Annotated in this window: 20 protein-coding genes and 1 riboswitch; of the genes, 13 read left to right on the plus strand and 7 right to left on the minus strand. The window is 52.4% G+C overall.

Features of this window, described 5'->3' with window-relative positions:
• Positions 1–5: 5 nt before the first annotated feature.
• A complete protein-coding gene (gene ptsP, locus FQ015_RS16135; protein ID WP_160524262.1) occupies positions 6–2507 on the minus strand; it encodes a phosphoenolpyruvate--protein phosphotransferase in 2502 nt (833 codons plus the stop codon).
• Between the two features lie 308 nt (positions 2508–2815).
• Between ptsP and FQ015_RS16140 the strand changes: the two genes are divergently transcribed.
• From FQ015_RS16140 to FQ015_RS16160, 5 genes are read left to right on the plus strand one after another with little or no spacing between them, the layout of a single operon-like run.
• Positions 2816–3895, plus strand: coding sequence for a PTS fructose transporter subunit EIIC (locus tag FQ015_RS16140; RefSeq protein ID WP_160524263.1), 1080 nt, complete (start codon positions 2816–2818; stop codon positions 3893–3895).
• A gap of 14 nt (positions 3896–3909) precedes the next feature.
• The gene (locus tag FQ015_RS16145) at positions 3910–4230 is read left to right on the plus strand and encodes a PTS fructose-like transporter subunit IIB (protein ID WP_000161265.1); all 321 of its coding nucleotides are present in this window, start codon (positions 3910–3912) and stop codon (positions 4228–4230) included.
• Positions 4231–4280: 50 nt separating this feature from the next.
• On the plus strand, positions 4281–6578 hold the full coding sequence (locus FQ015_RS16150) for a formate C-acetyltransferase (protein WP_160524264.1): 2298 nt from the start codon (positions 4281–4283) through the stop codon (positions 6576–6578).
• Entirely contained in the window at positions 6544–7422 is an 879-nt protein-coding gene (locus FQ015_RS16155) for a [formate-C-acetyltransferase]-activating enzyme (RefSeq protein WP_105277512.1), read from the plus strand. Before FQ015_RS16150 ends, FQ015_RS16155 begins: the two co-directional genes overlap by 35 nt.
• A gap of 1 nt (position 7423) precedes the next feature.
• A complete protein-coding gene (locus tag FQ015_RS16160; protein ID WP_000323849.1) occupies positions 7424–7765 on the plus strand; it encodes a PTS fructose-like transporter subunit IIB in 342 nt (113 codons plus the stop codon).
• Here FQ015_RS16160 and FQ015_RS16165 read toward each other — a convergent pair.
• From FQ015_RS16165 to argE, 4 genes are all read right to left on the minus strand, one after another.
• Positions 7752–8603, minus strand: coding sequence for an AraC family transcriptional regulator (locus tag FQ015_RS16165; RefSeq protein ID WP_160524265.1), 852 nt, complete (start codon positions 8601–8603; stop codon positions 7752–7754). The two genes, FQ015_RS16160 and FQ015_RS16165, sit on opposite strands and share 14 nt — an antisense overlap.
• Before the next feature lie 148 nt (positions 8604–8751).
• Positions 8752–10485, minus strand: coding sequence for a phosphoethanolamine transferase CptA (locus tag FQ015_RS16170; RefSeq protein WP_000556301.1), 1734 nt, complete (start codon positions 10483–10485; stop codon positions 8752–8754).
• Between the two features lie 183 nt (positions 10486–10668).
• The gene (gene ppc, locus FQ015_RS16175) at positions 10669–13320 is read right to left on the minus strand and encodes a phosphoenolpyruvate carboxylase (RefSeq protein WP_001005598.1); all 2652 of its coding nucleotides are present in this window, start codon (positions 13318–13320) and stop codon (positions 10669–10671) included.
• Between the two features lie 301 nt (positions 13321–13621).
• The gene (argE, locus tag FQ015_RS16180; protein WP_001306635.1) at positions 13622–14773 is read right to left on the minus strand and encodes an acetylornithine deacetylase; all 1152 of its coding nucleotides are present in this window, start codon (positions 14771–14773) and stop codon (positions 13622–13624) included.
• 153 nt (positions 14774–14926) lie between these two features.
• Between argE and argC the strand changes: the two genes are divergently transcribed.
• From argC to oxyR, 4 genes are all read left to right on the plus strand, one after another.
• Positions 14927–15931: an N-acetyl-gamma-glutamyl-phosphate reductase gene (argC, locus tag FQ015_RS16185; protein ID WP_000935360.1), complete on the plus strand. Its 1005-nt coding sequence runs from the start codon at positions 14927–14929 to the stop codon at positions 15929–15931.
• Positions 15932–15938: 7 nt separating this feature from the next.
• The gene (gene argB, locus FQ015_RS16190; RefSeq protein WP_001362445.1) at positions 15939–16715 is read left to right on the plus strand and encodes an acetylglutamate kinase; all 777 of its coding nucleotides are present in this window, start codon (positions 15939–15941) and stop codon (positions 16713–16715) included.
• Positions 16716–16775: 60 nt separating this feature from the next.
• Complete coding sequence (argH, locus tag FQ015_RS16195; RefSeq protein ID WP_032185652.1) at positions 16776–18149, plus strand: argininosuccinate lyase; 1374 nt, start codon at positions 16776–16778, stop codon at positions 18147–18149.
• A 265-nt stretch (positions 18150–18414) separates the two neighbouring features.
• Positions 18415–19332: a DNA-binding transcriptional regulator OxyR gene (gene oxyR / locus FQ015_RS16200; protein ID WP_001025939.1), complete on the plus strand. Its 918-nt coding sequence runs from the start codon at positions 18415–18417 to the stop codon at positions 19330–19332.
• Here the strand turns inward: oxyR and sthA are convergent.
• On the minus strand, positions 19315–20715 hold the full coding sequence (gene sthA / locus FQ015_RS16205) for a Si-specific NAD(P)(+) transhydrogenase (protein ID WP_001120810.1): 1401 nt from the start codon (positions 20713–20715) through the stop codon (positions 19315–19317). The genes oxyR and sthA overlap by 18 nt on opposite strands.
• Positions 20716–21046: 331 nt before the next feature.
• On the opposite strand from sthA, the gene fabR reads away from it, so the two are divergent.
• Complete coding sequence (gene fabR, locus FQ015_RS16210; protein WP_001309117.1) at positions 21047–21697, plus strand: HTH-type transcriptional repressor FabR; 651 nt, start codon at positions 21047–21049, stop codon at positions 21695–21697.
• Positions 21697–22056, plus strand: coding sequence for a YijD family membrane protein (locus FQ015_RS16215; RefSeq protein ID WP_000806411.1), 360 nt, complete (start codon positions 21697–21699; stop codon positions 22054–22056). Before fabR ends, FQ015_RS16215 begins: the two co-directional genes overlap by 1 nt.
• Before the next feature lie 39 nt (positions 22057–22095).
• Here FQ015_RS16215 and trmA read toward each other — a convergent pair whose 3' ends face one another.
• Complete coding sequence (trmA, locus tag FQ015_RS16220; RefSeq protein WP_000187026.1) at positions 22096–23196, minus strand: tRNA (uridine(54)-C5)-methyltransferase TrmA; 1101 nt, start codon at positions 23194–23196, stop codon at positions 22096–22098.
• A 113-nt stretch (positions 23197–23309) separates the two neighbouring features.
• Positions 23310–23499, plus strand: a riboswitch (cobalamin riboswitch).
• Positions 23500–23564: 65 nt separating this feature from the next.
• Between trmA and btuB the strand changes: the two genes are divergently transcribed.
• Positions 23565–25409: a TonB-dependent vitamin B12 receptor BtuB gene (gene btuB, locus FQ015_RS16225; protein WP_160524266.1), complete on the plus strand. Its 1845-nt coding sequence runs from the start codon at positions 23565–23567 to the stop codon at positions 25407–25409.
• Positions 25354–26211, plus strand: coding sequence for a glutamate racemase (gene murI / locus FQ015_RS16230; protein ID WP_105279094.1), 858 nt, complete (start codon positions 25354–25356; stop codon positions 26209–26211). Before btuB ends, murI begins: the two co-directional genes overlap by 56 nt.
• The last annotated feature ends 303 nt before the right edge of the window (positions 26212–26514 follow it).

The raw sequence follows: 26514 nt of genomic DNA on the forward strand, positions 1-26514 counted from the left end.
TCCTTTTACAGTTCCAGTTCATGTTGCAGCAGGCTGGCGATAGCGTCGGCAGAGGCGGCGTTAACCAGCGCGTTACGGAATTCTTCGTGCATGATGCGGCGAGCGAGGCGCGAGAAAATGCGCATATGCTGATCGCCGGCAGCGTGTTTGTTAAGGGTTAACATAATGATGAATTGTGCTTCATCATCGCCCCAGCGCACTGGCGCTTGCAGACGCGCCACGCTGATGGTGGACTGCTCAATGTGTTCTGATTTGCTGTGTGGAATGGCAAAACTAAAGCCCAGACCGGTAGAGAAAACGGCCTCGCGCGCCCACAAGTCGGCTTCCAGTTTACGCGGATAGCGGCAGCGGCCCGCCAGCAGCAGGTTATCGGTCATGCCTTTGAGCACTTCTTCTTTGCTGCGCCAGTCGCTTTCCAGCGTGATGCACTCGGCGGTGACCAGCGGTGCGTCCTGTTGCGTCATGCGGAATTGTGCCAGCAGGTGTTCCACTTCCAGCGAAGTACGGCAGGCCATTGCCTGGTTGAGTAACTGGCGGCATTCGCGGCTATCAAGTTGCGCCATCCGCGCTTTCGCCGCCGGAATTGACGGTGCACTCATGCTCAACTCATCCAGCCCTAAACCGACCAGCAACGGCAGCACGGAACCTTTCGCCCCCAGTTCACCGCACAGACCAATCCATTTGCCCTGGCGATGCACTGCCTGCACGGCGTAATCAAGCGCCCGCAAGAATGCCGGATTCAGGCTGTTGTAGTGACGAGTTACCTTAGCGTTATCGCGATCCACTGCCAGCAGATATTGCGTCAGATCATTACTACCAATACTAAAGAAATCAATCTCTTCACAGCATTGATCGATGATGAACATTACTGACGGCACTTCAAGCATGATACCGAGCTGGATCTTTTCATCAAACGGAATGTGTTCGTTACGCAGCTGCTGTTTAGCTTCTGCCAGTTTTTCTTTCACCCATAAGATCTCTTCCATTGAAGAGATCATCGGGATCATGATTTTCAGGCTGCCGTGAGCAGAAGCGCGCAGGATCGATCGTAGCTGCGTGGTAAACAACGACGCGTACTCTTCATAAATACGCACGGCGCGATAACCGAGGAACGGGTTTGCTTCTGCGGGAATGTTTAGATAATCAACGGGTTTGTCACCGCCAATATCCATGGTTCGGACAATAATGCTGCGTCCGTTGGCGGACTCCAGCGCCTGACAAAAAATGTTGTACAGCTCGCTTTCGCCCGGTGCGCTGGTGCGATCCATATAGAGCATTTCAGTGCGGAACAGGCCAACGCCTTCCGCGCCATTGCCGAACGCAGCCTGCGCTTCGACCGAGTGGGCGATGTTAGCGGCAATTTCAATGCGGATACCGTCAGCGGTACGCGCTTGCTGGGTCAGCCAGACACGCTGTTGCTCACGCAGGGCGTCCTGTACGCGGGCTTCTTGCTGATAATAACGGGCCACGGCTTCCCCTGGCTCAACCACAGTTGCCCCGGCGTTACCGTCGATATAAATCGTTTGTTGCTGCCACGGGGTAAGGGCATCGATATCCACACCAACCAGCGTCGGAATGTTGAACGAACGAGCAAGAATTACCGTATGTGACGTAGTGCCGCCACTTTTCAGTAACAAACCTTTGAGGTGATTTTTATCCAGTTCGAGGAACTGGCTGGGGGTCAGTTCATCAGCCATACAAATGGCGGGCTGCGTCAGCTTGCCCGGTGCCGGAAAGCGTTTTTCGCCGTAGATTTGCTGGAGTAACTGGAAGCAGACATCGCGCACATCCAGCGCGCGTTCTTGCAGGTAGCTGCTGCTGGAACGGGAAAACTCTTCGCAAAAGTGATTCGCACTGGCGACAATCGCTTCGGCGCAGCTTAATCCGGCGCTGACGCCTGCCAGTAAATGTTCGCGCAGGGAAGTATCGCCAGCCAGGGATCGGTGCGCTTCCAGAATCGCGCTGGTAGCACCGTCGCTATCCAGCAGACGAAACTCAATGTTTTTCAGTACCAGCGTCAGGCCGTTTTCCAGCGCGGATTGCTCGGCGTCAACGCCGTTGGTTGCGGGAAGATTACCCAGCGCATTGAGATCTAAAGAAGAGATCGGCATCAGAATGCCGCCTGCGCTACCACTGCATACGGTACGGGCGCGAATAATGCGTGGATTCAGATTGGTCAGTGAAACTGGCAGCGGCTCCAGTTCGTCAGATTTTACTTCCGCCAGCGGTGCGTCGCAGTGGGGGAATTCATCGCGCAGCCATTGGCTTAAACGCTGGTGCGCTTCCTGTTCGTCGGCCCCGGAAATCAGTAACTGGCAGTTATCGCCCACCAGCGTATCGGTGCCAATCAGCGCAAGGGCGCTTTTGGCGTTGCCCTTGCGGTCAGTGCGCAGGTTATGCCACTCAATTTGTGATGAAAAAGTATTACACAGCGTTTCAACGTGGCTTGCCGGACGCGCATGTACGCCGTTAGGTAGCTCACAAATAAATTCCACAATCAGGGCCATTGCCTCTCTCCCGGTACGGTTTTCTGTTTACAGGATAAGAGCGCACGGCAACGGCCTGCCATGTGACAAATCTGCCAAAAGCTGGACAAATGTAATGTAACCGTCAATTTGCGACGCGTCTCACAAGACGCCGTTCTGCGGCATGCTTCCGGGTTATCGCAAGTTATGAGGCGGATCGCATTTTTGTACTGATATTACAAAAGTCCAGTAAATGGCCTTTTTATCCACTGTTTGCTCCGCCTGCGATTGCCTATTGTTTCCTCCATCAAAAATATGGACATGGGCTTTCACAAGCCCGGGAGCAGCTTATGAATGAGTTGGTGCAGATCCTGAAAAATACCCGTCAGCATTTAATGACGGGCGTTTCACACATGATTCCCTTCGTGGTATCGGGCGGTATTTTGCTGGCGGTTTCCGTCATGTTGTATGGCAAAGGCGCAGTGCCGGACGCCGTAGCCGATCCGAATCTGAAAAAACTGTTTGATATCGGCGTTGCAGGTTTGACGCTGATGGTGCCTTTCCTCGCCGCTTACATCGGTTATTCCATTGCAGAACGCTCTGCGCTGGCCCCGTGCGCTATCGGTGCCTGGGTTGGTAACAGCTTTGGTGCGGGCTTCTTTGGTGCACTGATCGCCGGGATTATCGGCGGCATCGTGGTGCATTACCTGAAGAAAATTCCGGTGCATAAAGTTCTGCGCTCGGTGATGCCAATCTTCATCATTCCGATCGTCGGCACACTGATTACCGCTGGTGTCATGATGTGGGGACTGGGCGAGCCGGTGGGTGCGTTGACCAACAGCCTGACTCAGTGGCTACAGGGGATGCAGCAGGGCAGCATTGTTATGCTGGCGGTGATCATGGGGCTGATGCTGGCGTTCGATATGGGCGGTCCGGTTAACAAAGTGGCCTATGCCTTCATGCTGATTTGCGTTGCTCAGGGTGTTTATACCGTGGTGGCTATTGCCGCTGTTGGGATTTGTGTTCCACCGTTGGGCATGGGGCTGGCGGCGCTGATTGGTCGTAAAAACTTCTCTGCAGAAGAGCGCGAAACCGGCAAAGCGGCGCTGGTGATGGGGTGCGTTGGTGTTACTGAAGGGGCGATTCCTTTCGCCGCTGCCGATCCGCTGCGTGTCATTCCTTCCATCATGGTCGGTTCAGTTTGTGGTGCAGTGACTGCGGCGCTGGTCGGTGCGCAGTGCTATGCAGGCTGGGGTGGTCTGATTGTGCTGCCTGTGGTTGAAGGCAAGCTGGGTTATATCGCAGCAGTGGCTGTCGGGGCAGTAGTGACAGCAGTTTGTGTGAACGTGCTGAAAAGTCTGGCGCGTAAAAATGGGCCTTCGACTGATGAGAAGGAAGACGACCTGGATCTGGATTTTGAAATTAATTAATTGAGGAACGAGCCATGACGAAAATTATTGCAGTAACCGCATGTCCATCTGGTGTTGCCCATACTTATATGGCGGCAGAGGCGCTTGAAAGCGCTGCGAAAGCGAAAGGTTGGGAAGTGAAAGTAGAAACTCAGGGCTCGATTGGTCTGGAAAATGAACTGACTGCGGAAGACGTGGCGAGCGCCGATATGGTGATTCTGACCAAAGATATCGGCATCAAGTTTGAAGAGCGTTTTGCTGGCAAGACCATTGTGCGCGTCAACATCAGCGACGCGGTAAAACGCGCTGACGCCATTATGAGCAAAATTGAAGCTCACCTGGCACAAACCGCTTAAGTCCTTATCCCGCTCGCAAGGGCGGGTTCGCTTCCCCACAGGAGTTCCTCATGACGAATCGTATCTCTCGCCTTAAAACTGCACTGTTTGCTAATACCCGTGAAATCTCGCTGGAGCGGGCGCTGCTTTATACCGCCAGCCATCGGCAAACCGAAGGCGAGCCAGTGATATTGCGCCGGGCGAAAGCAACAGCGTATATCCTTGAACATGTTGAAATTTCGATTCGTGATGAAGAACTGATTGCTGGTAACCGTACCGTAAAACCGCGCGCCGGGATTATGTCGCCGGAAATGGACCCTTACTGGCTGCTGAAAGAGCTGGATCAATTTCCGACGCGACCGCAGGACCGCTTCGCCATTAGTGAAGAAGATAAACGTATCTACCGCGAAGAGCTGTTCCCATACTGGGAAAAACGCTCGATGAAAGATTTTATTAACGGGCAGATGACGGATGAAGTAAAAGCCGCGACCAGCACGCAGATTTTCAGTATCAACCAGACAGATAAAGGTCAGGGGCACATCATTATTGATTACCCGCGCCTGCTGAATCACGGGCTGGGTGAGCTGGTGGCGCAGATGCAGCAACATTGCCAGCAACAGCCGGAGAATCACTTTTATCAGGCTGCGCTGTTATTGCTCGAAGCCTCGCAGAAACACATTTTGCGTTACGCCGAACTGGCGGAAACGATGGCGGCAAACTGCACTGATGCCCAGCGTCGCGAAGAACTGCTGACTATCGCGGAGATCTCCCGCCATAACGCCGAACATAAGCCGCAGACATTCTGGCAGGCGTGTCAGTTGTTCTGGTACATGAACATCATTCTGCAATACGAATCCAACGCCAGCTCGCTGTCTTTAGGGCGCTTCGACCAGTATATGTTGCCGTTCTATCAGGCATCATTAACCCAGGGCGAAGATCCGGCGTTCCTGAAAGAACTGCTCGAATCTTTATGGGTGAAATGCAATGACATCGTGCTGTTACGCTCCACCAGCAGCGCGCGCTATTTCGCAGGTTTCCCGACCGGCTATACCGCCCTGCTCGGTGGGTTAACCGAAAACGGACGTAGCGCGGTGAACGTGCTTTCGTTCCTTTGCCTCGATGCCTATCAAAGCGTGCAATTACCACAACCGAACCTCGGTGTGCGCACTAACGCCTTGATCGACACGCCGTTCCTGATGAAAACCGCAGAAACCATTCGCCTCGGCACGGGTATTCCGCAAATCTTCAACGATGAAGTGGTGGTGCCAGCGTTCCTCAATCGTGGCGTTTCGCTGGAAGATGCGCGCGATTATTCCGTAGTGGGTTGCGTGGAGTTATCTATTCCTGGCAGAACCTATGGTCTGCATGACATCGCGATGTTTAACCTGCTGAAAGTGATGGAAATCTGCCTGCATGAAAATGAAGGTAATGCCACGCTGAGTTATGAAGGTTTGCTGGAACAGATCCGCGCCAAGATCAGCCACTACATCACCCTGATGGTTGAAGGCAGCAATATTTGTGATATCGGTCACCGTGACTGGGCTCCTGTACCGCTGCTCTCGTCGTTTATCAGCGATTGTCTGGAAAAAGGCCGCGATATTACCGATGGCGGCGCGCGTTATAACTTCTCCGGCGTACAGGGGATCGGTATCGCCAACCTGAGCGATTCTCTCCATGCGTTGAAAGGGATGGTTTTTGAGCAACAGCGTTTAAGTTTTGACGAATTGCTGTCGGTATTAAAAGCCAACTTCGCAACGCCAGAAGGCGAAAAAGTCCGCGCTCGCTTAATTAACCGCTTTGAGAAATACGGTAACGATATCGACGAGGTGGATAACATTAGCGCCGAACTCCTGCGTCATTACTGCAAAGAAGTGGAAAAATACCAGAACCCGCGCGGCGGCTACTTCACGCCAGGATCGTATACCGTTTCTGCTCATGTCCCGTTGGGAGCGGTGGTTGGTGCGACGCCAGACGGTCGTTTTGCCGGGGAACAACTGGCAGACGGTGGCTTGTCTCCCATGCTGGGCCAGGACGCACAAGGACCAACGGCGGTACTGAAATCAGTCAGCAAGCTCGATAACACGCTGCTTTCTAACGGTACATTGCTGAACGTGAAATTCACTCCGGCGACCCTGGAAGGTGAAGCGGGATTACGCAAACTGGCCGACTTCTTACGGGCATTTACCCAGCTTAAGTTACAGCATATTCAGTTTAACGTGGTGAACGCTGACACGTTGCGGGAAGCCCAACAGCGCCCACAGGACTATGCCGGGCTGGTGGTGCGCGTAGCCGGATACAGCGCCTTCTTTGTCGAACTGTCGAAGGAGATCCAGGATGACATCATCCGCCGGACAGCGCATCAGCTGTAACGTTGTGGAAACGCGCCGCGATGATGTGGCGCGCATTTTCAACATTCAGCGTTATTCACTGAATGACGGCGAGGGCATTCGTACGGTGGTCTTTTTTAAAGGCTGTCCGCATCTTTGCCCGTGGTGTGCTAATCCGGAGTCGATCTCCGGCAAAATCCAGACGGTGCGCAGAGAGGCGAAATGCCTGCACTGCGCAAAATGTTTGCGTGATGCGGATGAATGCCCCTCCGGCGCATTTGAACGGATTGGTCGCGATATCAGCCTTGACGCGCTGGAGCGGGAAGTGATGAAAGATGACATTTTCTTTCGCGCGTCCGGCGGTGGCGTCACGCTTTCTGGCGGCGAAGTGTTAATGCAGGCGGAGTTTGCTACCCGTTTTTTACAGCGACTTCGTCTGTGGGGCGTGTCATGCGCCATCGAAACTGCCGGAGACGCTCCAGCCAGCAAGCTGTTACCGCTGGCGAAATTGTGCGATGAAGTGTTGTTCGATTTAAAAATAATGGATGCAACTCAGGCGCGGGATGTGGTGAAGATGAACCTGCCGCGCGTGCTGGAGAACCTGCGTTTGCTGGTGAGCGAAGGTGTTAATGTGATACCGCGCTTGCCACTGATCCCAGGTTTCACGCTCAGTCGGGAGAATATGCAGCAGGCGCTGGACGTACTGATCCCGCTGAATATCAGGCAGATCCATCTGTTACCGTTTCACCAGTACGGCGAACCGAAATACCGCCTGCTGGGGAAAACATGGTCGATGAAAGAGGTGCCTGCGCCGTCGTCAGCCGATGTGACAACGATGCGCGAAATGGCAGAACGGGCCGGATTTCAGGTTACCGTGGGAGGTTAAAATGGCATACCTGGTGGCAGTAACCGCCTGCGTAAGCGGCGTGGCGCATACTTATATGGCGGCGGAACGGCTGGAAAAGTTGTGCCAGTTAGAGAAGTGGGGCGTCAGCATTGAAACTCAGGGCGCGCTGGGGACGGAGAATCGTTTAGCGGACGAGGATATCCGTCGGGCGGATGTTGCGCTGTTAATTACGGATATCGAGCTTGCCGGTGCCGAGCGATTTGAACATTGCCGCTATGTGCAATGCAGCATCTACGCATTCCTGCGTGAGCCGCAGCGGGTAATGAGCGCGGTGCGCAAAGTGCTTTCTGCGCCGCAGCAAACCCATCTTATTCTGGAGTAGTCGGTTTTTCTGTCAGTTGGCTGTGGTACTGCCGACGATATTCCGACGGCGAGCGTTCGGTGTTTTTACGAAACAGACGGCAGAAGTAGTTGCTGTCGACAAAGCCGCAGGCGTGCGCCACTTCTTTTACCTTCAGGTCATAGCCTTTCAATAACGTCTTAGCGTGCTCCAGTCGCGTGTGATTCAGGTATTCGTTAAAACCAATGGCCCCCGTTTTTTGAAACAGGTGCGAGAGATAGTTTGGTGAAATATAGAATGCCTGTGCGACAGATTCGCGGGTAAGCGCGGAGGCATAGCGTTCGTCGATATAATCGCGAATAGCTTCGAATAGTGCCTGGCTGCGTGAGGCGGTCTGGATTTGGCTGCCAAGCAAATCGCGGCAGTGGCTAAGCAGGCTGGCGACGATAAGCCTTGCCGTTTGCTGCTCTTGCGACTGCATTTGCATTTCATTGAGCGTTTGTAGCAGAAAAGAACCAATGCGCGGGCCGCGTCGGGCGACGTGTTGCTTCGCCAGATTTTGATATTGTTTGCCATCCCATTGCACGACGCTGAAACCGAGTTGCTGTTTGCCAAACAGCACGCTAAAGGTGGTCGCGGGGGGTTGCCATTGTGGGAAATTCCAGCCACCAGCGGGAACGTACAGCACATCGCCGGGAACTAACGTTGCGCCAGCGCCGGTATCAACAAATTCACCTTCCAGCACAATTTCCAGCCGTGGAAAATCGACCTGATACGCAAGATCGGGCACCGGGCCGTTGCTGCTGGCAAAGTAAATCTGGCGCAGCGACAGCGGGCCGTTTATCAGGCGGGAGAGCAGATAGCTGACGTCGTGATACATGTTATTCCCTTAGGTATGTAGACGGGAAAACAGTAACTGGCATTATGAAAAAAGGCCACCTGAAAAGTGTGGCCTGATGGGAGTTCGATGTAAACATTGTGCCAGTATCGCATCCGGCAAATAGTGCCAGACGCGATACAAAGGTCATTTACTGATTACCCACCTGATCGCCATACGGCAGAGTGTCGTAATCGATCAGTGCGTTTTTCTTATACGGGTTACCAATCCAGCGGGTGGTTTCTTTGAACTGTGGGTTTACCACCGAGCGGGTTGGGTCGTAACCGTCGTAAGATAAGCCTGCCAAATCTGACCAGGTGTGGATAAGCTCCGCCAGGCTGTATTTACGATCAACATCCTGCGAGAAATCACGCGGATGAGTTGCCTGCCATTTTTCTGACGTCCACAGCAAGAACGGAATGGTGTACATGTGGCGCGTCGGATTGTCTTCATTACGCCCCTGAGTTTTGTGCGGCGGCGTGTCGTAAACCTCTTCACCGTGGTCAGAGAAGTAAACCAGGAAACCGTTCGGGTCTGCTGCTTTAAAGTCTTTAATCAGGCTGGCAACCACATGATCGTTATACAGGTTAGCGTTATCATAATCGTTATATGACTCCAGCTCTTCTGCGCTTAGTCCCGGCGGAACATGATCGGTATTGCCATCAAACTTGCCCTGATTTTCCGGGTAGCGGTATTTGTATTTGATATGCGTACCCAGCAGATGAACGATGATCAGTTTCTTCGGCGCAGGGTCCTTCAGCACTTCCTGGAACGGCTTCAGCACGTTGGTGTCGTATTCACGCGCACTCTGCGTACGTTGCTGGTTCATGTAGTACTGCTTGTCGGTCTGGCGCGAAAATACCGTCAGCATGGTATTGCGGGCGGTCATCGTCTGCTGGTTGGTGATCCAGAAGGTTTTATAACCCGCCTGTTTCATCATGTTCATCAGCGACGGCTGCGTCAGATACAGATCCGGGTTCTTTTCATTGGCAAAAGTCAGCGCCTGTTGCAGGATTTCAATGGTGTACGGACGAGACGTCACCACGTTATTAAACACGGTCAGATTCGGATCGGTTTTATGCAGCGCATCCAGCTCCGGCGTGGTTTCACGCGGATAACCGTACAGACTCATGCGTCCACGCTGGGTCGACTCGCCAATCACCAGCACTAAGGTGCGCGGTTCGTTACCCGATTCATCTTTGAAATTAGCCAGCGGCGGCAAGGCATTATTTTCATTCAGTAGCTTTGTTAGCGAGTTTAGTTGCTGACGATACTGATAATAGCCGGTCAGGAATTGCCACGGTGCGGCAGGCTCCATACGCGATGCCAGGTTATCCAACGTTTTCTCAAACGGCTTGTTTTTGATAAACGTATTCATGGCGATCGGATGCAGAATCAAGCCATAAAGCAGGGCAAAAGAGACAACATAACGCCACGGCTTTGGAATATAGACCGGGCGCAGGCGTGTCCACAGCAGAACTGCCACCGCCGTATAGGCCAGCGCGATAAGCACAATTTTCAGGCTGAAATACTGGCTTAAATACTCGCTGGCTTCGTTGGTGTTGGTTTCGAACATCACAAACAGAACGCTCTGCGAGAACTCCTGACCGTAAATGACGTAGTAACAAAGCGCCGCCAGAGAGGCCGCCCATAGCACCACGCCGATTACTGCGGCAATAATTTTAATCCGCTTCGGAAAGAGGAATACCGGGATCAACCACAGCGAACTGAATAACAGCGAGTCGCGAATGCCGTTGGTGCCACTATAGCCACTGATATAAATAATGGCCTGTAGCAAGGTAGAGAAAAACCAAAAGTAGAGCAGTGCCCAACCCAGGGCTTTCCAGCTAAAAAGAGGTTTAGCCTGGACTTCTGTGGAATGCATAGTAAGAACCTGTCTTGAAAAAATATCGCCGAATGTAACGACAATTCCTTAAGGATATCTGAAGGGATATCCAGAATTTGAATAAAATGCAGACAGAAATATATTGAAAACGAGGGTGTTATAACAGAAGTATTTCAGAAAACCCTCGCGCAAAAGCACGAGGGTTTGCAGGAGGGGGGAAGATTAGCCGGTATTACGCATACCTGCCGCAATCCCGGCAATAGTAACCATTAACGCTTGCTCGACGCGAGGATCCGGTTCCTGGCCTTCTTTTTCTGCCTGGCGGGAGCGGTGCAGCAACTCGGCCTGCAATACGTTCAGTGGGTCGGTGTAAATATTTCGCAGCTGAATAGACTCCGCAATCCACGGCAGATCGGCCATCAGGTGAGAATCGTTGGCAATCGCCAGCACCACTTTGATGTCTTCTTCTTGCAGATTACGTAACTCTTTACCTAACGGCCATAATGCTTTGTCTACCAGACGTTGATCATAGTATTCCGCCAGCCACAGGTCTGCTTTGGCGAAGACCATCTCCAGCATGCCGAGACGCGTCGAGAAGAATGGCCAGTCGCGGCACATGGCTTCCAGTTCGCTCTGCTTGCCATCTTCGACCACTTTTTGCAGCGCCGTACCTGCACCCAGCCAGGCGGGGAGCATCAGGCGGTTTTGTGTCCAGGCAAAAATCCACGGAATGGCGCGCAGTGACTCGACGCCGCCGGTCGGGCGACGTTTCGCCGGACGTGAACCCAACGGCAGTTTGCCCAGCTCTTGTTCCGGCGTAGCGGAGCGGAAGTACGGCACAAAATCTTTGTTTTCACGTACGTAGCCACGGTAGAGATCGCAGGAGATGACTGACAGTTCATCCATAATGCGACGCCAGCTCTCTTTCGGCTCCGGCGGTGGCAGCAGGTTGGCTTCCAGAATTGCCCCGGTGTACAGCGACAGGCTGCTAACGGTGATTTCTGGCAGACCATATTTAAAGCGGATCATCTCGCCCTGTTCGGTCACGCGAAGGCCGCCTTTCAGGCTTCCTGGCGGTTGTGACAGCAGCGCCGCATGGGCAGGTGCGCCGCCGCGACCAATGGAACCGCCGCGGCCGTGGAACAGCGTCAGTTCAATACCCGCTTTTTCGCAGGTTTTGATTAATGCATCCTGTGCCTGATATTGCGCCCAGGAAGCCGCCATCACCCCCGCATCTTTTGCTGAGTCGGAATAGCCAATCATCACCATCTGTTTGCCCTGAATCAGGCCGCGATACCAGTCGATATTGAGCAACTGGGTCATGACATCGTTGGCGTTGTTCAGGTCATCAAGGGTTTCAAACAGCGGTGCAACCGGCATCGCAAATCCAATACCCGCTTCTTTCAGCAGCAGGTGTACAGCCAGTACGTCGGACGGCGTTTTTGCCATCGAGATCACGTAGGCGGCAATGGAACCTTGCGGTGCTTCAGCAATTACCTGACAGGTATCAAGTACTTCGCGCGTTTCGGCGCTCGGTTGCCAGTTACGCGGCAGAAGAGGGCGTTTGGAGTTCAGTTCGCGGATCAGGAACGCCTGTTTGTCGGCCTCTGACCAGCTTTCGTAGTCGCCGATGCCGAGGTAGCGGGTCAGTTCGCCCAGCGCTTCGGTATGACGGGTGCTCTCCTGACGGATATCAATACGGACCAGCGGTACACCGAAACATTTCACGCGGCGCAGGGTGTCGAGCAGATCGCCGTTGGCAATAATACCCATGCCACACGCCTGAAGGGACTGGTAGCAAGCGTAGAGCGGCTCCCACAGTTCTTCGTTCTGCGTCAGCAGACCCTCTGGTTTTGGTACTTCTTCACCTTTCAGGCGCGCTTCCAGCCATGCCTGTGTCGCCATCAAGCGGGAACGCAGGTTTTTCATCAGATAGCGATACGGTTCTGCGGCACCTTCTTCGCCGACCAGCGCCAGCAGTTCCGGAGTTGCTTCAACCATCGACAGTTCAGAAACCAGAACTTGAATATCTTTCAGGAACAGATCGGTGGCTTTCCAGCGGCTGAGCAGCAGGACGTGGCGGGTGATATCGGCAGTGACGTTCGGGTTGCCGTCGCGGTCGCCGCCCATCCACGAGGTAAAACGCACCGGAACAAATTCGACGGGTAGTTTGTAGCCGAGGTTCTCTTCCAGTTGTTCGTTCAGTTCGCGCAGGTAATTCGGTACGCCTTGCCACAGGCTGTTTTCTACTACGGCAAAGCCCCATTTGGCCTCATCTACCGGGCTTGGGCGCAGCTTACGGATTTCATCGGTATGCCATGACTGGGCGATCAACTGGCGCAGGCGGCGCATCAGTTGGTTATGTTCGTAGTCGGCGATATCTTTGTTGTCGAGCTGTTTTAAGCAGGCGTTCACTTCCACCATTTTGTGGATCAGCGTACGACGGGTAATTTCGGTTGGGTGAGCCGTGAGGACCAGTTCCAGCGACAGCGATTCCACTGCTTTTTTGATGGTGTCTTCGCTCAGTTCCGGCTGGTTTTTCAGTTTACGCAGGGTGCGGGCGATCACTTCCGGATTGCTGGCTGCTTCGCCTTTCGGCGAAATGCTATGGTATTGCTCGGCGGTGTTAGCCAGATTCAGGAACTGACTAAACGCACGCGCAACGGGCAGCAGCTCGTCGTTCGACAAATTTTGTAAAGTGGTGAGCAACTCCTGGCGGTTAGCATCATTGCCAGCGCGTGAAGATTTGGACAACTTACGGATAGTTTCAACGCGTTCAAGAATGTGTTCTCCCAACGCATCCTTGATGGTTTCCCCCAGCACTTTGCCGAGCATACTGACATTACTACGCAATGCGGAATATTGTTCGTTCATATTACCCCAGACACCCCATCTTATCGTTTGATAGCCCTGTATCCTTCACGTCGCATTGGCGCGAATATGCTCGGGCTTTGCTTTTCGTCGTCTTTTATAAAGCCACGTAAAAGCGATGACGTCAAATGCTGCGAAATCGCTTCAGCAAACGAATAAATAGCAGGAATTTACGCCATTAAATTCACGACGCTTTAAATAAGCGTAACTTATGGAAATGTTAAAAAATCGCCTTGAGTAACACCAAAGGTGTAGGTCGGATAAGATGCGCAAGCATCGCATCCGACATTGTTTGGCCTACGTTTTAATGCCAGCAGAAATGGTGAATCACCTGGGTGATCAGTTCGCGGGTGGGCTTGATAAACCGTGTCTCCAGGTATTCATCAGGCTGATGAGCCTGATTAATTGAGCCAGGTCCCAGCACCAGCGTCGGGCATAACGTCTGAATAAACGGCGCTTCGGTACAGTAATTCACCACTTCGGTCTTTGCTCCGAGCAATTTCTCAACCACTTCAACCAGTTGATGATTCGGTGGGCATTCATAGCCAGGGATCGGTGGATGCAGCTCGTCGACCGTCAGACGACCCGGCCAGCGTTCGCTCACCGGAGCCAATGCATCGTTGAGCAAACCATTAAGTTCATTGAGTGTCATGCCTGGCAGCGGACGAATATCCATATGCAACTCACAGCAAGCGCAAATACGGTTAGATGCATCGCCACCGTGAATATGCCCGAGGTTGAGCGTAGGGTATGGCACGGTAAATGCTTCGTAGTGATAACGTTCTTTCAGATTATCGCGCAATTGCAAAATATGCCCGATGGCGTCGTGCATCAATTCGATCGCGTTAACTCCGCGTGCTGGATCGCTGGAGTGCCCCGACTGGCCCTGAATACGGATGGCGTTCGAGATATGGCCTTTATGCGCGCGTACCGGTTGCAGCGACGTCGGTTCGCCAATGATGGCGCAATCCGGGCGCAGGGCGGTAGTTTCGGCAAAATAACGCGCTCCTGCCATACTGGTCTCTTCATCGGCAGTCGCCAGAATGTAGAGCGGTTTTTTCAGTTTCGTGACGTCGACATCGCGTAGTGCATCGAGGATAAACGCAAAAAAGCCTTTCATGTCGGCGGTGCCTAAGCCGTAAAGCTTGCCGTCATGCTCCGTCAGCGTAAACGGATCGCGCGTCCAGCGGCCGTCATCAAATGGCACCGTATCGGTATGCCCCGCCAGCAGCAAACCGCCAGCTCCCTGTCCGGTACTTGCCAGCATATTAAATTTGTTGCGAGTTCCCGGCACGGGCTGCACTTCCACATTGAAGCCCAAATCTTTAAACCAGTCCGCCAGCAGAGTGATTAAATCTGCATTGCTTTGATCGAGTGCCTCTTCCGTGGCGCTTATTGAAGGTGTGGCAATCAGAGCACGGTAAATCTCGATAAATGGCGGTAATTTGTTTTTCATTGTTGACACACCTCTGGTCATGATAGTATCAATATTCATGCAGTATTTGTGAATAAAAATACACTAACGTTGAGCGTAATAAAACCCACCAGCCGTAAGGTGAATGTTTTACGTTTAACCAGGCAACCAGACATAAGAAGGTGAATAGCCCCGATGTTGAATACGCTGATTGTGGGTGCCAGCGGTTACGCTGGCGCAGAGCTAGTGACCTATGTAAATCGCCATCCGCATATGAACATAACCGCTTTGACTGTTTCAGCGCAAAGCAATGATGCGGGAAAGTTAATCTCCGATTTGCATCCGCAGCTAAAAGGCATCGTTGATCTGCCGTTGCAGCCGATGTCGGATATCAGTGAGTTTAGCCCAGGGGTGGACGTGGTGTTTCTTGCTACTGCCCATGAAGTTAGTCACGATTTAGCGCCACAATTTCTTGAAGCGGGCTGTGTGGTGTTCGACCTTTCCGGCGCGTTTCGTGTTAACGACGCCACCTTCTATGAAAAATATTACGGCTTTAGCCATCAATACCCGGAACTGTTGGAACAGGCAGCTTACGGTCTGGCGGAGTGGTGCGGTCATAAATTAAAAGAAGCGAACTTAATTGCGGTGCCTGGCTGTTATCCGACGGCGGCGCAATTGGCGCTGAAACCGTTGATTGATGCCGATCTTCTTGACCTCAATCAGTGGCCGGTTATCAACGCCACCAGTGGTGTGAGCGGAGCAGGACGTAAGGCAGCGATTTCAAATAGTTTTTGTGAAGTTAGCCTGCAACCGTATGGTGTCTTTACCCATCGCCACCAGCCGGAGATCGCCACGCATCTCGGTGCTGACGTTATTTTTACCCCGCATCTGGGCAATTTCCCGCGCGGCATTCTCGAAACCATTACCTGCCGCCTGAAGCCTGGCGTGAACCAGGCGCAAGTCGCGCAAGCGTTACAGCAGGCGTATGCCCATAAACCGCTGGTACGGTTGTATGACAAAGGCGTTCCGGCGCTGAAAAATGTCGTCGGGCTGCCGTTCTGCGATATCGGTTTTGCCGTTCAGGGGGAACATCTGATTATTGTGGCGACCGAAGACAACTTATTGAAAGGCGCGGCAGCACAAGCGGTACAGTGCGCCAATATTCGTTTCGGCTATGCGGAAACGCAGTCTCTTATTTAGGGGTGCAATGATGAATCCATTAATTATCAAACTGGGCGGCGTACTGCTGGATAGTGAAGAGGCGCTGGAACGTCTGTTTAGCGCCCTGGTGAATTATCGCGAGTCACATCAGCGTCCGCTGGTGATTGTCCACGGCGGCGGCTGCGTGGTGGATGAGCTGATGAAAGGACTGAATCTGCCGGTGAAAAAGAAAAACGGCCTGCGGGTGACGCCTGCGGATCAGATAGACATTATCACCGGAGCGCTGGCGGGAACGGCAAATAAAACCCTGCTGGCATGGGCGAAGAAACATCAGATTGCAGCCGTAGGTTTGTTTCTCGGTGACGGCGACAGCGTAAAAGTGACCCAGCTCGATGAAGAGTTAGGCCATGTTGGACTGGCGCAGCCTGGTTCGCCTAAGCTTATCAACACGTTGCTGGAAAACGGTTATCTACCAGTGGTCAGCTCCATTGGCGTAACGGACGAAGGGCAACTGATGAACGTCAATGCTGACCAGGCGGCGACGGCGCTGGCGGCAACGCTGGGCGCGGATCTGATTTTGCTCTCTGATGTCAGCGGTATTCTCGACGGCAAAGGGCAACGTATTGCCGAAATGACCGCAGCGAAAGCAGAACAACTGATTGAGCAGGGCATTATTACTGACGGCATGATAGTGAAAGTGAACGCGGCGCTGGACGCTGCGCGCACGCTGGGTCGCCCGGTAGATATTGCCTCCTGGCGTCATGCGGAACAGCTTCCGGCACTGTTTAACGGTATGCCGATGGGTACGCGGATTTTAGCTTAAGTTTTGTTGGCCGGAGACGTAGCTTTCTGGCATTGAATTTCAAAATAAGGAAACAGAGTTATGGCACTTTGGGGCGGGCGTTTTACCCAGGCAGCAGATCAACGGTTTAAACAATTCAACGACTCACTGCGCTTTGATTACCGTCTGGCGGAGCAGGATATTGTTGGCTCTGTGGCCTGGTCCAAAGCGCTGGTAACGGTAGGCGTGTTAACCGCAGAAGAACAGGTGCAACTGGAAGAGGCGCTCAATGTGCTGCTGGAAGATGTTCGCGCCAGGCCACAACAAATTCTTGAAAGCGACGCCGAAGATATCCATAGCTGGGTGGAAGGCAAACTGATCGACAAAGTGGGCCAGTTAGGCAAAAAATTGCATACCGGGCGTAGCCGTAATGATCAGGTAGCGACTGACCTGAAACTGTGGTGCAAGGATACCGTTAGCGAGTTGCTGACGGCTAACCGACAGTTACAATCCGCTCTGGTCGAGACCGCGCAGAATAATCAGGACGCGGTAATGCCTGGTTACACTCACCTGCAACGCGCCCAGCCGGTGACGTTTGCGCACTGGTGCCTGGCCTATGTTGAGATGCTGGCGCGTGATGAAAGCCGTTTGCAGGATGCGCTTAAGCGTCTGGATGTCAGTCCATTAGGCTGTGGCGCACTGGCGGGAACGGCCTATGAAATCGACCGTGAACAGTTAGCAGGCTGGCTGGGCTTTGCCTCGGCGACCCGTAACAGTCTCGACAGCGTTTCTGACCGCGACCACGTGCTGGAACTGCTTTCTGCCGCCGCTATCGGTATGGTGCATTTGTCGCGTTTTGCCGAAGATCTGATTTTCTTTAACACCGGCGAAGCGGGTTTTGTGGAGCTTTCTGATCGTGTTACTTCCGGTTCATCATTAATGCCGCAGAAGAAAAATCCGGATGCGCTGGAGCTGATTCGGGGTAAATGCGGTCGTGTTCAGGGCGCGTTGACCGGCATGATGATGACGCTGAAAGGTCTGCCGCTGGCCTATAACAAAGATATGCAGGAAGACAAAGAGGGCTTATTCGACGCGCTCGATACCTGGCTGGACTGCCTGCATATGGCGGCGCTGGTGCTGGACGGGATTCAGGTGAAACGCCCACGTTGTCAGGAAGCGGCGCAGCAGGGGTATGCGAACGCCACTGAACTGGCGGATTACCTGGTGGCGAAAGGTGTGCCGTTCCGCGAGGCGCACCATATTGTTGGTGAAGCGGTGGTGGAAGCCATTCGTCAGGGCAAACCGCTGGAAGAGCTGCCGCTCAGTGAGTTGCAGAAATTCAGCCAGGTGATTGGTGAAGATGTGTATCCGATTCTGTCGCTGCAATCGTGCCTCGACAAGCGTGCGGCAAAAGGCGGCGTCTCACCGCAGCAGGTGGCGCAGGCGATTGCTTTTGCGCAGGCGCGGTTGGAGTAAGAACATTTATATGTACTAATTTGAGCCTGGCTTATCGCCGGGCTTTTTTATGGCAAAAAAAAGCGGATCCTGGAGATCCGCAAAAGTTCACGTTGGCTTTAGTTATTCGAGTTGAGAAACTCTCGAAACGGGCAGTGACTTCAAGGGTTAAAGAGGTGCCGCTCCGTTTCTGTGAGCAATTATCAGTCAGAATGCTTGATAGGGATAATCGTTCATTGCTATTCTACCTATCGCCATGAACTATCGTGGCGATGGAGGATGGATAATGAATATTCGTGATCTTGAGTACCTGGTGGCATTGGCTGAACACCGCCATTTTCGGCGTGCGGCAGATTCCTGCCACGTTAGCCAGCCGACGCTTAGCGGGCAAATTCGTAAGCTGGAAGATGAGCTGGGCGTGATGTTGCTGGAGCGGACCAGCCGTAAAGTGTTATTCACCCAGGCGGGAATGCTGCTGGTGGATCAGGCGCGTACCGTGCTGCGTGAGGTGAAAGTCCTTAAAGAGATGGCAAGCCAGCAGGGTGAGACGATGTCCGGACCGCTGCATATTGGTTTGATTCCCACGGTTGGGCCTTACCTGTTACCGCATATTATCCCGATGCTGCACCAGACCTTTCCAAAGCTGGAAATGTATCTGCATGAAGCACAGACCCACCAGTTACTGGCGCAACTGGACAGCGGCAAACTCGATTGCGTGATCCTCGCGCTGGTGAAAGAGAGCGAAGCATTCATTGAAGTGCCGTTGTTTGATGAGCCAATGTTGCTGGCTATCTATGAAGATCACCCGTGGGCGAACCGCGAATGCGTACCGATGGCCGATCTGGCAGGGGAAAAACTGCTGATGCTGGAAGATGGTCACTGTTTGCGCGATCAGGCAATGGGGTTCTGCTTTGAAGCCGGGGCGGATGAAGATACACACTTCCGCGCGACCAGCCTGGAAACTCTGCGCAACATGGTGGCGGCAGGTAGCGGGATCACTTTACTGCCTGCACTGGCTGTGCCGCCGGAGCGCAAACGCGATGGGGTTGTTTATTTGCCGTGTATTAAGCCGGAACCACGCCGCACTATTGGCCTGGTTTATCGTCCGGGCTCACCGCTGCGCAGCCGCTATGAGCAGCTGGCAGAGGCCATCCGCGCAAGAATGGATGGCCATTTCGATAAAGTGTTAAAACAGGCGGTTTAAACCGTTTAACGCGGCTACCCGATAGGCTTCCGCCATCGTCGGGTAGTTAAAGGTGGTGTTGACGAAGTACTCAATAGTGTTGCCGCCACCTTTCTGTTCCATAATCGCCTGACCGATATGAATAATTTCGGCAGCGCGCTCGCCAAAGCAGTGAATGCCCAGAATCTCTTTTGTTTCCCGATGGAACAAAATTTTCAGCGTGCCCACGTTCATGCCGACGATTTGTGCGCGTGCCAGATGTTTGAACTGGGCGCGGCCCACTTCATATGGCACTTTCATCGCGGTCAGCTGCTGTTCGGTTTTGCCCACAGAGCTGATTTCCGGAATGGTGTAAATACCGGTAGGGATATCTTCAATCAGATGTGCGGTGGCTTCTCCTTTCACCAGCGCCTGTGCGGCAATACGCCCCTGGTCATAGGCTGCCGACGCCAGGCTCGGATAACCAATCACGTCGCCCACCGCGTAAACGTGCGGCTGCGCGGTCTGATACATGCTGTTGACCTTCAGCTGTCCGCGACTGTCAGTTTCCAGCCCAATGTTCTGTAACGCCAGCGAATCGGTATTACCGGTGCGACCGTTGGCATAGAGCAGACAGTCAGCTTTCAGTTTTTTACCCGACTTCAGATGCATGATCACACCGTCGTCACAGCCTTCGATCTTCTCGTACTCTTCGTTGTGACGAATCACTACACCACTGTTCCAGAAGTGATAGGAGAGAGAATCTGACATCTCTTGATCGAGAAACGCCAGCAGACGATCGCGGGTGTTGATCAGATCTACTTTTACATCCATACCGCGGAAGATCGACGCATATTCGCAGCCGATCACTCCAGCACCATAGATAAGTACATGGCGCGGTTCGTGGTGCATGCTAAGAATTGAGTCGCTGTCGTAAATGCGTGGATGGGTGAAATCAACATCTGTTGGATGATAAGGGCGAGAACCACAGGCAATAACAAATTTTTCAGCGGTTAGTGTTTCGACGCTGCCGTCCGGGCAATCCAGCGCCAACGTATGCTCGTCAACAAAGCGAGCGTTCCCCTGCAATATTTCACAGTGATTACGTTCGTAAAATCCCTGACGCATGCGCGTTTGTTGATTAATCACGTTATCGGCATGGTTAAGGATATCGGCAAAAGAAGAGCGGAGCAGTCGCGAATGGTCGCTGTAAAGTGGGTTTTGATTGAATTCTATAATGCGGCTGACGGCGTGACGGAGAGCTTTCGACGGGATGGTGCCCCAGTGGGTGCAACCGCCGCCAACATTTTGATAACGCTCGATAACTGCGACGCGCGCACCTTGCTTAACCAGGCCCATTGCAGCGCCTTCGCCGCCGGGGCCGGAACCTATTACTATGGCATCGTAATCGTAGGAATGTGGCATGGTAGGGCTTACCTGTTCTTATACATAAAAGCAACAGAATGGTAACATTTTATCGCGGGTAAGCCAATTGATCCCCGTCATTTATCTGGCTATATCGTGAGCGGCCTTTGCTTTGTCTGTTTCTTACTTTTGCCTTGAACGTTTTATTGGATTTTTATCGCCAGTACTCACCGTTTAAGTGGCAGGTTTCCGTTGTACGTAAAAGAACCGGCCAAAGAATTGCAGTAAATATGTTTTATTGCGTTACGGTTCATTCACAACACTGGAGCAATCCAGTATGTTCATTCTCTGGTATAGTGCCAGCAGTACTTTTGGCAAGGATTCAGACATCGTGATGGGCGTAAGAGCGCAACAAAAAGAAAAAACCCGCCGTTCGTTGGTGGAAGCCGCATTTAGCCAATTAAGTGCTGAACGCAGCTTCGCCAGCCTGAGTTTGCGTGAAGTGGCGCGTGAAGCGGGCATTGCTCCCACCTCTTTTTACCGGCATTTTCGCGACGTAGACGAACTCGGTCTGACCATGGTTGATGAGAGCGGTTTAATGCTGCGCCAACTCATGCGCCAGGCGCGTCAGCGTATCGCCAAAGGCGGGAGTGTGATCCGCACCTCGGTCTCCACATTTATGGAGTTCATCGGTAATAATCCTAACGCCTTCCGGTTATTATTGCGGGAACGCTCCGGCACCTCCGCTGCGTTTCGTGCCGCCGTTGCGCGTGAAATTCAGCACTTCATTGCGGAACTTGCGGACTATCTGGAACTCGAAAACCATATGCCGCGTGCGTTTACTGAAGCGCAAGCCGAAGCCATGGTGACGATTGTCTTCAGTGCGGGTGCCGAGGCGTTGGACGTCGGCGTCGAACAACGTCGGCAATTAGAAGAGCGACTGGTACTGCAACTGCGAATGATTTCGAAAGGGGCTTATTACTGGTATCGCCGTGAACAAGAGAAAACCGCAATTATTCCGGGAAATGTGAAGGACGAGTAATGAAACAAGCAAATCAAGATAGAGGTACGCTGCTGCTGGCGCTGGTGGCTGGCTTATCGATTAATGGTACTTTCGCAGCGCTGTTTAGCTCCATTGTGCCATTTTCTGTATTCCCGATTATTTCCCTGGTGCTGACAGTTTACTGCCTGCATCAACGTTATCTTAATCGCACTATGCCGGTAGGCTTGCCGGGTCTGGCTGCTGCTTGTTTTATTCTCGGCGTACTGCTGTACAGCACGGTAGTTCGTGCGGAATATCCGGATATCGGCTCTAACTTCTTCCCGGCAGTACTGTCCGTCATTATGGTGTTCTGGATTGGCGCGAAGATGCGTAACCGTAAGCAGGAAGTTGCTGAGTAATCGGTATCATGCCGGATGCTGGCGCATCCGGCATAGATTTTACTTCGCGGTCAGTAATACGCCGCACTCCATATGGTGCGTGTAGGGGAACTGATCAAACAGAGCCAGACGTTCAACCTTGTGCGTCTGGCTTAATGTTTCCAGATTCTTGCATAACGTTTCCGGATTGCAGGAGATATACAGAATACGTGGATACGCCTGCACCATTTTCTCGGTTTCACTGTCCAGACCGCTGCGCGGTGGGTCGACAAAAATGGTTTCGCACTGATAACTCTTTAAGTCGATCCCTTGCAGGCGATTAAACTCGCGCACACCATTCATCGCCTGAGTAAATTCTTCTGCCGCCATACGAATAATTTGGACGTTATCAATATGGTTAGCGGCAATGTTGTATTGCGCGGCAGCGACCGAAGGCTTGGCGATTTCGGTGGCTAATACCCGATCAAAATTGCGCGCCAGGGCTAATGAGAAGTTACCGTTGCCGCAGTACAGCTCCAGTAAATCGCCTTTTGAGCCTTTGGTGACGTCCAGCGCCCATTCCAGCATCTGAATATTCATCGCCGCGTTCGGCTGGGTAAAGCTGTTTTCTACCTGACGGTAGATCATCTCTTTCCCTGCGACCGGCAGACGTTCGTCGATGTAATCTTGATCCAGCGCGATTTTGGTTTTCGTTGCCCGACCAATCAGATGCACATTCAGATTTTGTGCGCGCAACGCATCGCGCAGAGCTTCCGCCTGCTGACGCCATTCGTCATCCAGCTTTTTATGGTACAGCAGGGAAACCACCGCCTGATTGCTCAGCGTGGTGAGGTAATCAATCTGGAATAGCTTGTGGCGCAGAACGGGATTATTACGCACACCCGCAATCATCGCCGTCATCAACTGGTTGATAAGTTCACTGGCGGCGGGGAAACTATCTACACGGATGCGGCTTTTGGTTTGTTGATCAAAAATAATGTGGTACAGGTCATCGCCATCGTGCCAGATGCGGAACTCCGCACGCATCCGGTAATGACTGACCGGCGAGCGAAACACTTCCGGAACCAGGTCAGAAAACGGCGCCATCATACTTTGCAAACGTACCACTTTTTCGGCTAACTGCGCTTCATACTGTTCTGTTGGAAGGTGTTCGGGGGTCATGATGTATCCTGAAAATGAAATGTACGCGGCGATTGTAGGGATTGCTCATCAGATGTCCAGATCTTGATGTATTCCTATTTGTGAGCTACGTCTGGACAGCAACTTGTTACAACCTGTAGCATCCACTCGCCGGTCCTGTGAGTTAATAGGGAATCCAGTGCAAATCTGGAGCTGACGCGCAGCGGTAAGGAAAGGTGCGATGATTGCGTTATGCGGACACTGCCATCCGGTGGGAAGTCATCATCTCTTAGTATTTTATATACCCCTCCAAGCCCGAAGACCTGCCGGCTAACGTCGCATCTGGTTCTCATCATCGCGTAATATTGATGAAGCCTGCGGCATCCTTCTTCTATTGTGGATGCTTTACAATGATTAAAAAAGCTTCGCTGCTGACGGCGTGTTCCGTCACGGCATTTTCCGCTTGGGCACAGGATACCAGCCCGGATACTCTCGTCGTTACTGCTAACCGTTTTGAACAGCCGCGCAGCACTGTGCTTGCACCAACCACCGTTGTGACGCGTCAGGATATCGACCGCTGGCAGTCGACCTCGGTCAATGATGTGCTGCGCCGTCTTCCGGGTGTCGATATCACCCAAAACGGCGGTTCAGGTCAGCTCTCATCTATTTTTATTCGCGGTACAAATGCCAGTCATGTGTTGGTGTTAATTGATGGCGTACGCCTGAATCTGGCGGGGGTGAGTGGTTCTGCCGACCTTAGCCAGTTCCCTATTGCGCTTGTCCAGCGTGTTGAATATATCCGTGGGCCGCGCTCCGCCGTCTATGGTTCCGATGCAATAGGTGGGGTCGTGAATATCATCACGACGCGCGATCAACCCGGAACGGAAATTTCAGCAGGGTGGGGAAGCAATAGTTATCAGAACTATGATGTCTCTACGCAGCAACAACTGGGGGATAAGACACGGGTAACGCTGTTGGGCGATTATGCCCATACTCATGGTTATGATGTTGTTGCCTATGGTAATACCGGAACGCAAGCTCAGCCAGATAACGATGGTTTTTTAAGTAAAACGCTTTATGGCGCGCTGGAGCATAACTTTACTGATGTCTGGAGCGGTTTTGTGCGCGGCTATGGCTATGATAACCGTACCAATTATGACGCATATTATTCTCCCGGCTCACCGTTGCTCGATACCCGTAAACTCTATAGCCAAAGTTGGGACGCCGGGCTGCGCTATAACGGCGAACTGATTAAATCACAACTCATTACCAGCTATAGCCATAGCAAAGATTACAACTACGATCCGCATTATGGTCGTTATGATTCGTCGGCGACGCTTGATGAGATGAAGCAATACACCGTCCAGTGGGCAAACAATGTCATCGTTGGTCACGGTAGTATTGGTGCGGGTGTCGACTGGCAGAAACAGACTACGACGCCGGGTACAGGTTACGTTGAGGATGGATATGATCAACGTAATACCGGCATCTATCTGACCGGGCTGCAACAAGTCGGCGATTTTACCTTTGAAGGCGCAGCACGCAGCGACGATAACTCACAGTTTGGTCGTCATGGAACCTGGCAAACCAGCGCTGGTTGGGAATTCATCGAAGGCTATCGCTTCATTGCTTCCTACGGGACATCTTATAAGGCACCAAATCTTGGACAACTGTATGGCTTCTACGGAAATCCGAATCTGGACCCGGAGAAAAGCAAACAGTGGGAAGGCGCGTTTGAAGGCTTAACCGCTGGGGTGAACTGGCGTATTTCCGGATATCGTAACGATGTCAGTGACTTGATAGATTATGATGATCACACCCTGAAATATTACAACGAAGGGAAAGCGCGGATTAAGGGCGTCGAGGCGACCGCCAATTTTGATACCGGACCACTGACGCATACTGTGAGTTATGATTATGTCGATGCGCGCAATGCAATTACCGACACGCCGTTGTTACGCCGTGCTAAACAGCAGATGAAATACCAGCTCGACTGGCAGTTGTATGACTTCGACTGGGGTATTACTTATCAGTATTTAGGCACTCGCTATGATAAGGATTACTCATCTTATCCTTATCAAACCGTTAAAATGGGCGGTGTGAGCTTGTGGGATCTTGCGGTTGCGTATCCGGTCACCTCTCACCTGACAGTTCGTGGTAAAATAGCCAACCTGTTCGACAAAGATTATGAGACAGTCTATGGCTACCAAACTGCAGGACGGGAATACACCTTGTCTGGCAGCTACACCTTCTGAACCACGTCCCACCGTGCTGGTGTTTGACTCCGGCGTCGGTGGGTTGTCGGTCTATGACGAGATCCGGCATCTCTTGCCGGATCTCCATTACATTTATGCTTTCGATAACGTCGCTTTCCCTTATGGCGAAAAAAGCGAAGAGTTTATTGTTGAGCGAGTGGTGGCAATTGTCACCGCAGTGCAAGAACGCTATCCCCTTGCGCTGGCAGTGGTCGCTTGCAACACCGCCAGTACCGTTTCACTTCCTGCATTACGCGAAAAGTTCGACTTCCCGGTTGTTGGTGTCGTGCCGGCGATTAAACCTGCTGCACGTCTGACGGCAAATGGCATTGTCGGATTACTGGCAACCCGCGGAACAGTTAAACGTTCTTATACTCATGAGCTGATCGCGCGTTTCGCTAATGAATGCCAGATAGAAATGCTGGGCTCGGCAGAGATGGTTGAGTTGGCTGAAGCGAAGCTGCATGGCGAAGATGTTTCTCTGGATGCACTAAAGCGTATCTTGCGCCCGTGGTTAAGAATGAAAGAGCCACCAGATACCGTTGTTCTGGGGTGTACCCACTTCCCTCTACTACAAGAAGAACTGTTACAAGTGCTGCCAGAGGGAACACGGCTGGTGGATTCTGGCGCAGCGATTGCTCGCCGAACGGCCTGGTTGTTAGAACATGAAGCCCCGGATGCAAAATCCGCCGATGTGAATATTGCCTTTTGTATGGCAATGACGCCAGAAGCTGAACAATTATTGCCCGTTTTACAGCGCTACGGCTTCGAAACGCTCGAAAAACTGGCAGTTTTAGACTGATTTGGTTGAATGTTGCGCGGTCGGAAAATTATTTTAAATTTCCTCTTGTCAGGCCGGAATAACTCCCTATAATGCGCCACCACTGACACGGAACAACGGCAAACACGCCGCCGGGTCAGCGAGATTCTCCTGAGAATCTCGACAGAGAAAAGCAAAAAAATGCTTGACTCTGAAGCGGGAAAGCGTATTATGCACACCCCGCGCCGCTGAGAAAAAGCGAAGCGGCACTGCTCTTTAACAATTTATCAGACAATCTGTGTGGGCACTCGAAGATACGGATTCTTAACGTCGCAAGACGAAAAA

The organism is Escherichia sp. HH26CH (assembly GCF_009820205.1).
In the GTDB taxonomy this organism is placed as follows: Bacteria; Pseudomonadota; Gammaproteobacteria; order Enterobacterales; family Enterobacteriaceae; genus Escherichia; species Escherichia coli_F.

What these genes read in the sequence shown, in the direction of transcription:
- oxyR (WP_001025939.1), top strand. Translation starts at nt 18,415, where the DNA reads ATGAATATTCGTGATCTTGAGTACCTGGTGGCATTGGCTGAACACCGC.
- trmA (WP_000187026.1), bottom strand. Translation starts at nt 23,196, where the DNA reads ATGACCCCCGAACACCTTCCAACAGAACAGTATGAAGCGCAGTTAGCC.
- argH (WP_032185652.1), top strand. Translation starts at nt 16,776, where the DNA reads ATGGCACTTTGGGGCGGGCGTTTTACCCAGGCAGCAGATCAACGGTTT.
- sthA (WP_001120810.1), bottom strand. Translation starts at nt 20,715, where the DNA reads ATGCCACATTCCTACGATTACGATGCCATAGTAATAGGTTCCGGCCCC.
- FQ015_RS16170 (WP_000556301.1), bottom strand. Translation starts at nt 10,485, where the DNA reads ATGCATTCCACAGAAGTCCAGGCTAAACCTCTTTTTAGCTGGAAAGCC.
- ppc (WP_001005598.1), bottom strand. Translation starts at nt 13,320, where the DNA reads ATGAACGAACAATATTCCGCATTGCGTAGTAATGTCAGTATGCTCGGC.
- FQ015_RS16215 (WP_000806411.1), top strand. Translation starts at nt 21,697, where the DNA reads ATGAAACAAGCAAATCAAGATAGAGGTACGCTGCTGCTGGCGCTGGTG.
- FQ015_RS16150 (WP_160524264.1), top strand. Translation starts at nt 4,281, where the DNA reads ATGACGAATCGTATCTCTCGCCTTAAAACTGCACTGTTTGCTAATACC.
- murI (WP_105279094.1), top strand. Translation starts at nt 25,354, where the DNA reads ATGGCTACCAAACTGCAGGACGGGAATACACCTTGTCTGGCAGCTACA.
- FQ015_RS16145 (WP_000161265.1), top strand. Translation starts at nt 3,910, where the DNA reads ATGACGAAAATTATTGCAGTAACCGCATGTCCATCTGGTGTTGCCCAT.
- FQ015_RS16160 (WP_000323849.1), top strand. Translation starts at nt 7,424, where the DNA reads ATGGCATACCTGGTGGCAGTAACCGCCTGCGTAAGCGGCGTGGCGCAT.
- FQ015_RS16165 (WP_160524265.1), bottom strand. Translation starts at nt 8,603, where the DNA reads ATGTATCACGACGTCAGCTATCTGCTCTCCCGCCTGATAAACGGCCCG.
- FQ015_RS16140 (WP_160524263.1), top strand. Translation starts at nt 2,816, where the DNA reads ATGAATGAGTTGGTGCAGATCCTGAAAAATACCCGTCAGCATTTAATG.
- ptsP (WP_160524262.1), bottom strand. Translation starts at nt 2,507, where the DNA reads ATGGCCCTGATTGTGGAATTTATTTGTGAGCTACCTAACGGCGTACAT.
- argB (WP_001362445.1), top strand. Translation starts at nt 15,939, where the DNA reads ATGATGAATCCATTAATTATCAAACTGGGCGGCGTACTGCTGGATAGT.
- argE (WP_001306635.1), bottom strand. Translation starts at nt 14,773, where the DNA reads ATGAAAAACAAATTACCGCCATTTATCGAGATTTACCGTGCTCTGATT.
- FQ015_RS16155 (WP_105277512.1), top strand. Translation starts at nt 6,544, where the DNA reads ATGACATCATCCGCCGGACAGCGCATCAGCTGTAACGTTGTGGAAACG.
- argC (WP_000935360.1), top strand. Translation starts at nt 14,927, where the DNA reads ATGTTGAATACGCTGATTGTGGGTGCCAGCGGTTACGCTGGCGCAGAG.
- btuB (WP_160524266.1), top strand. Translation starts at nt 23,565, where the DNA reads ATGATTAAAAAAGCTTCGCTGCTGACGGCGTGTTCCGTCACGGCATTT.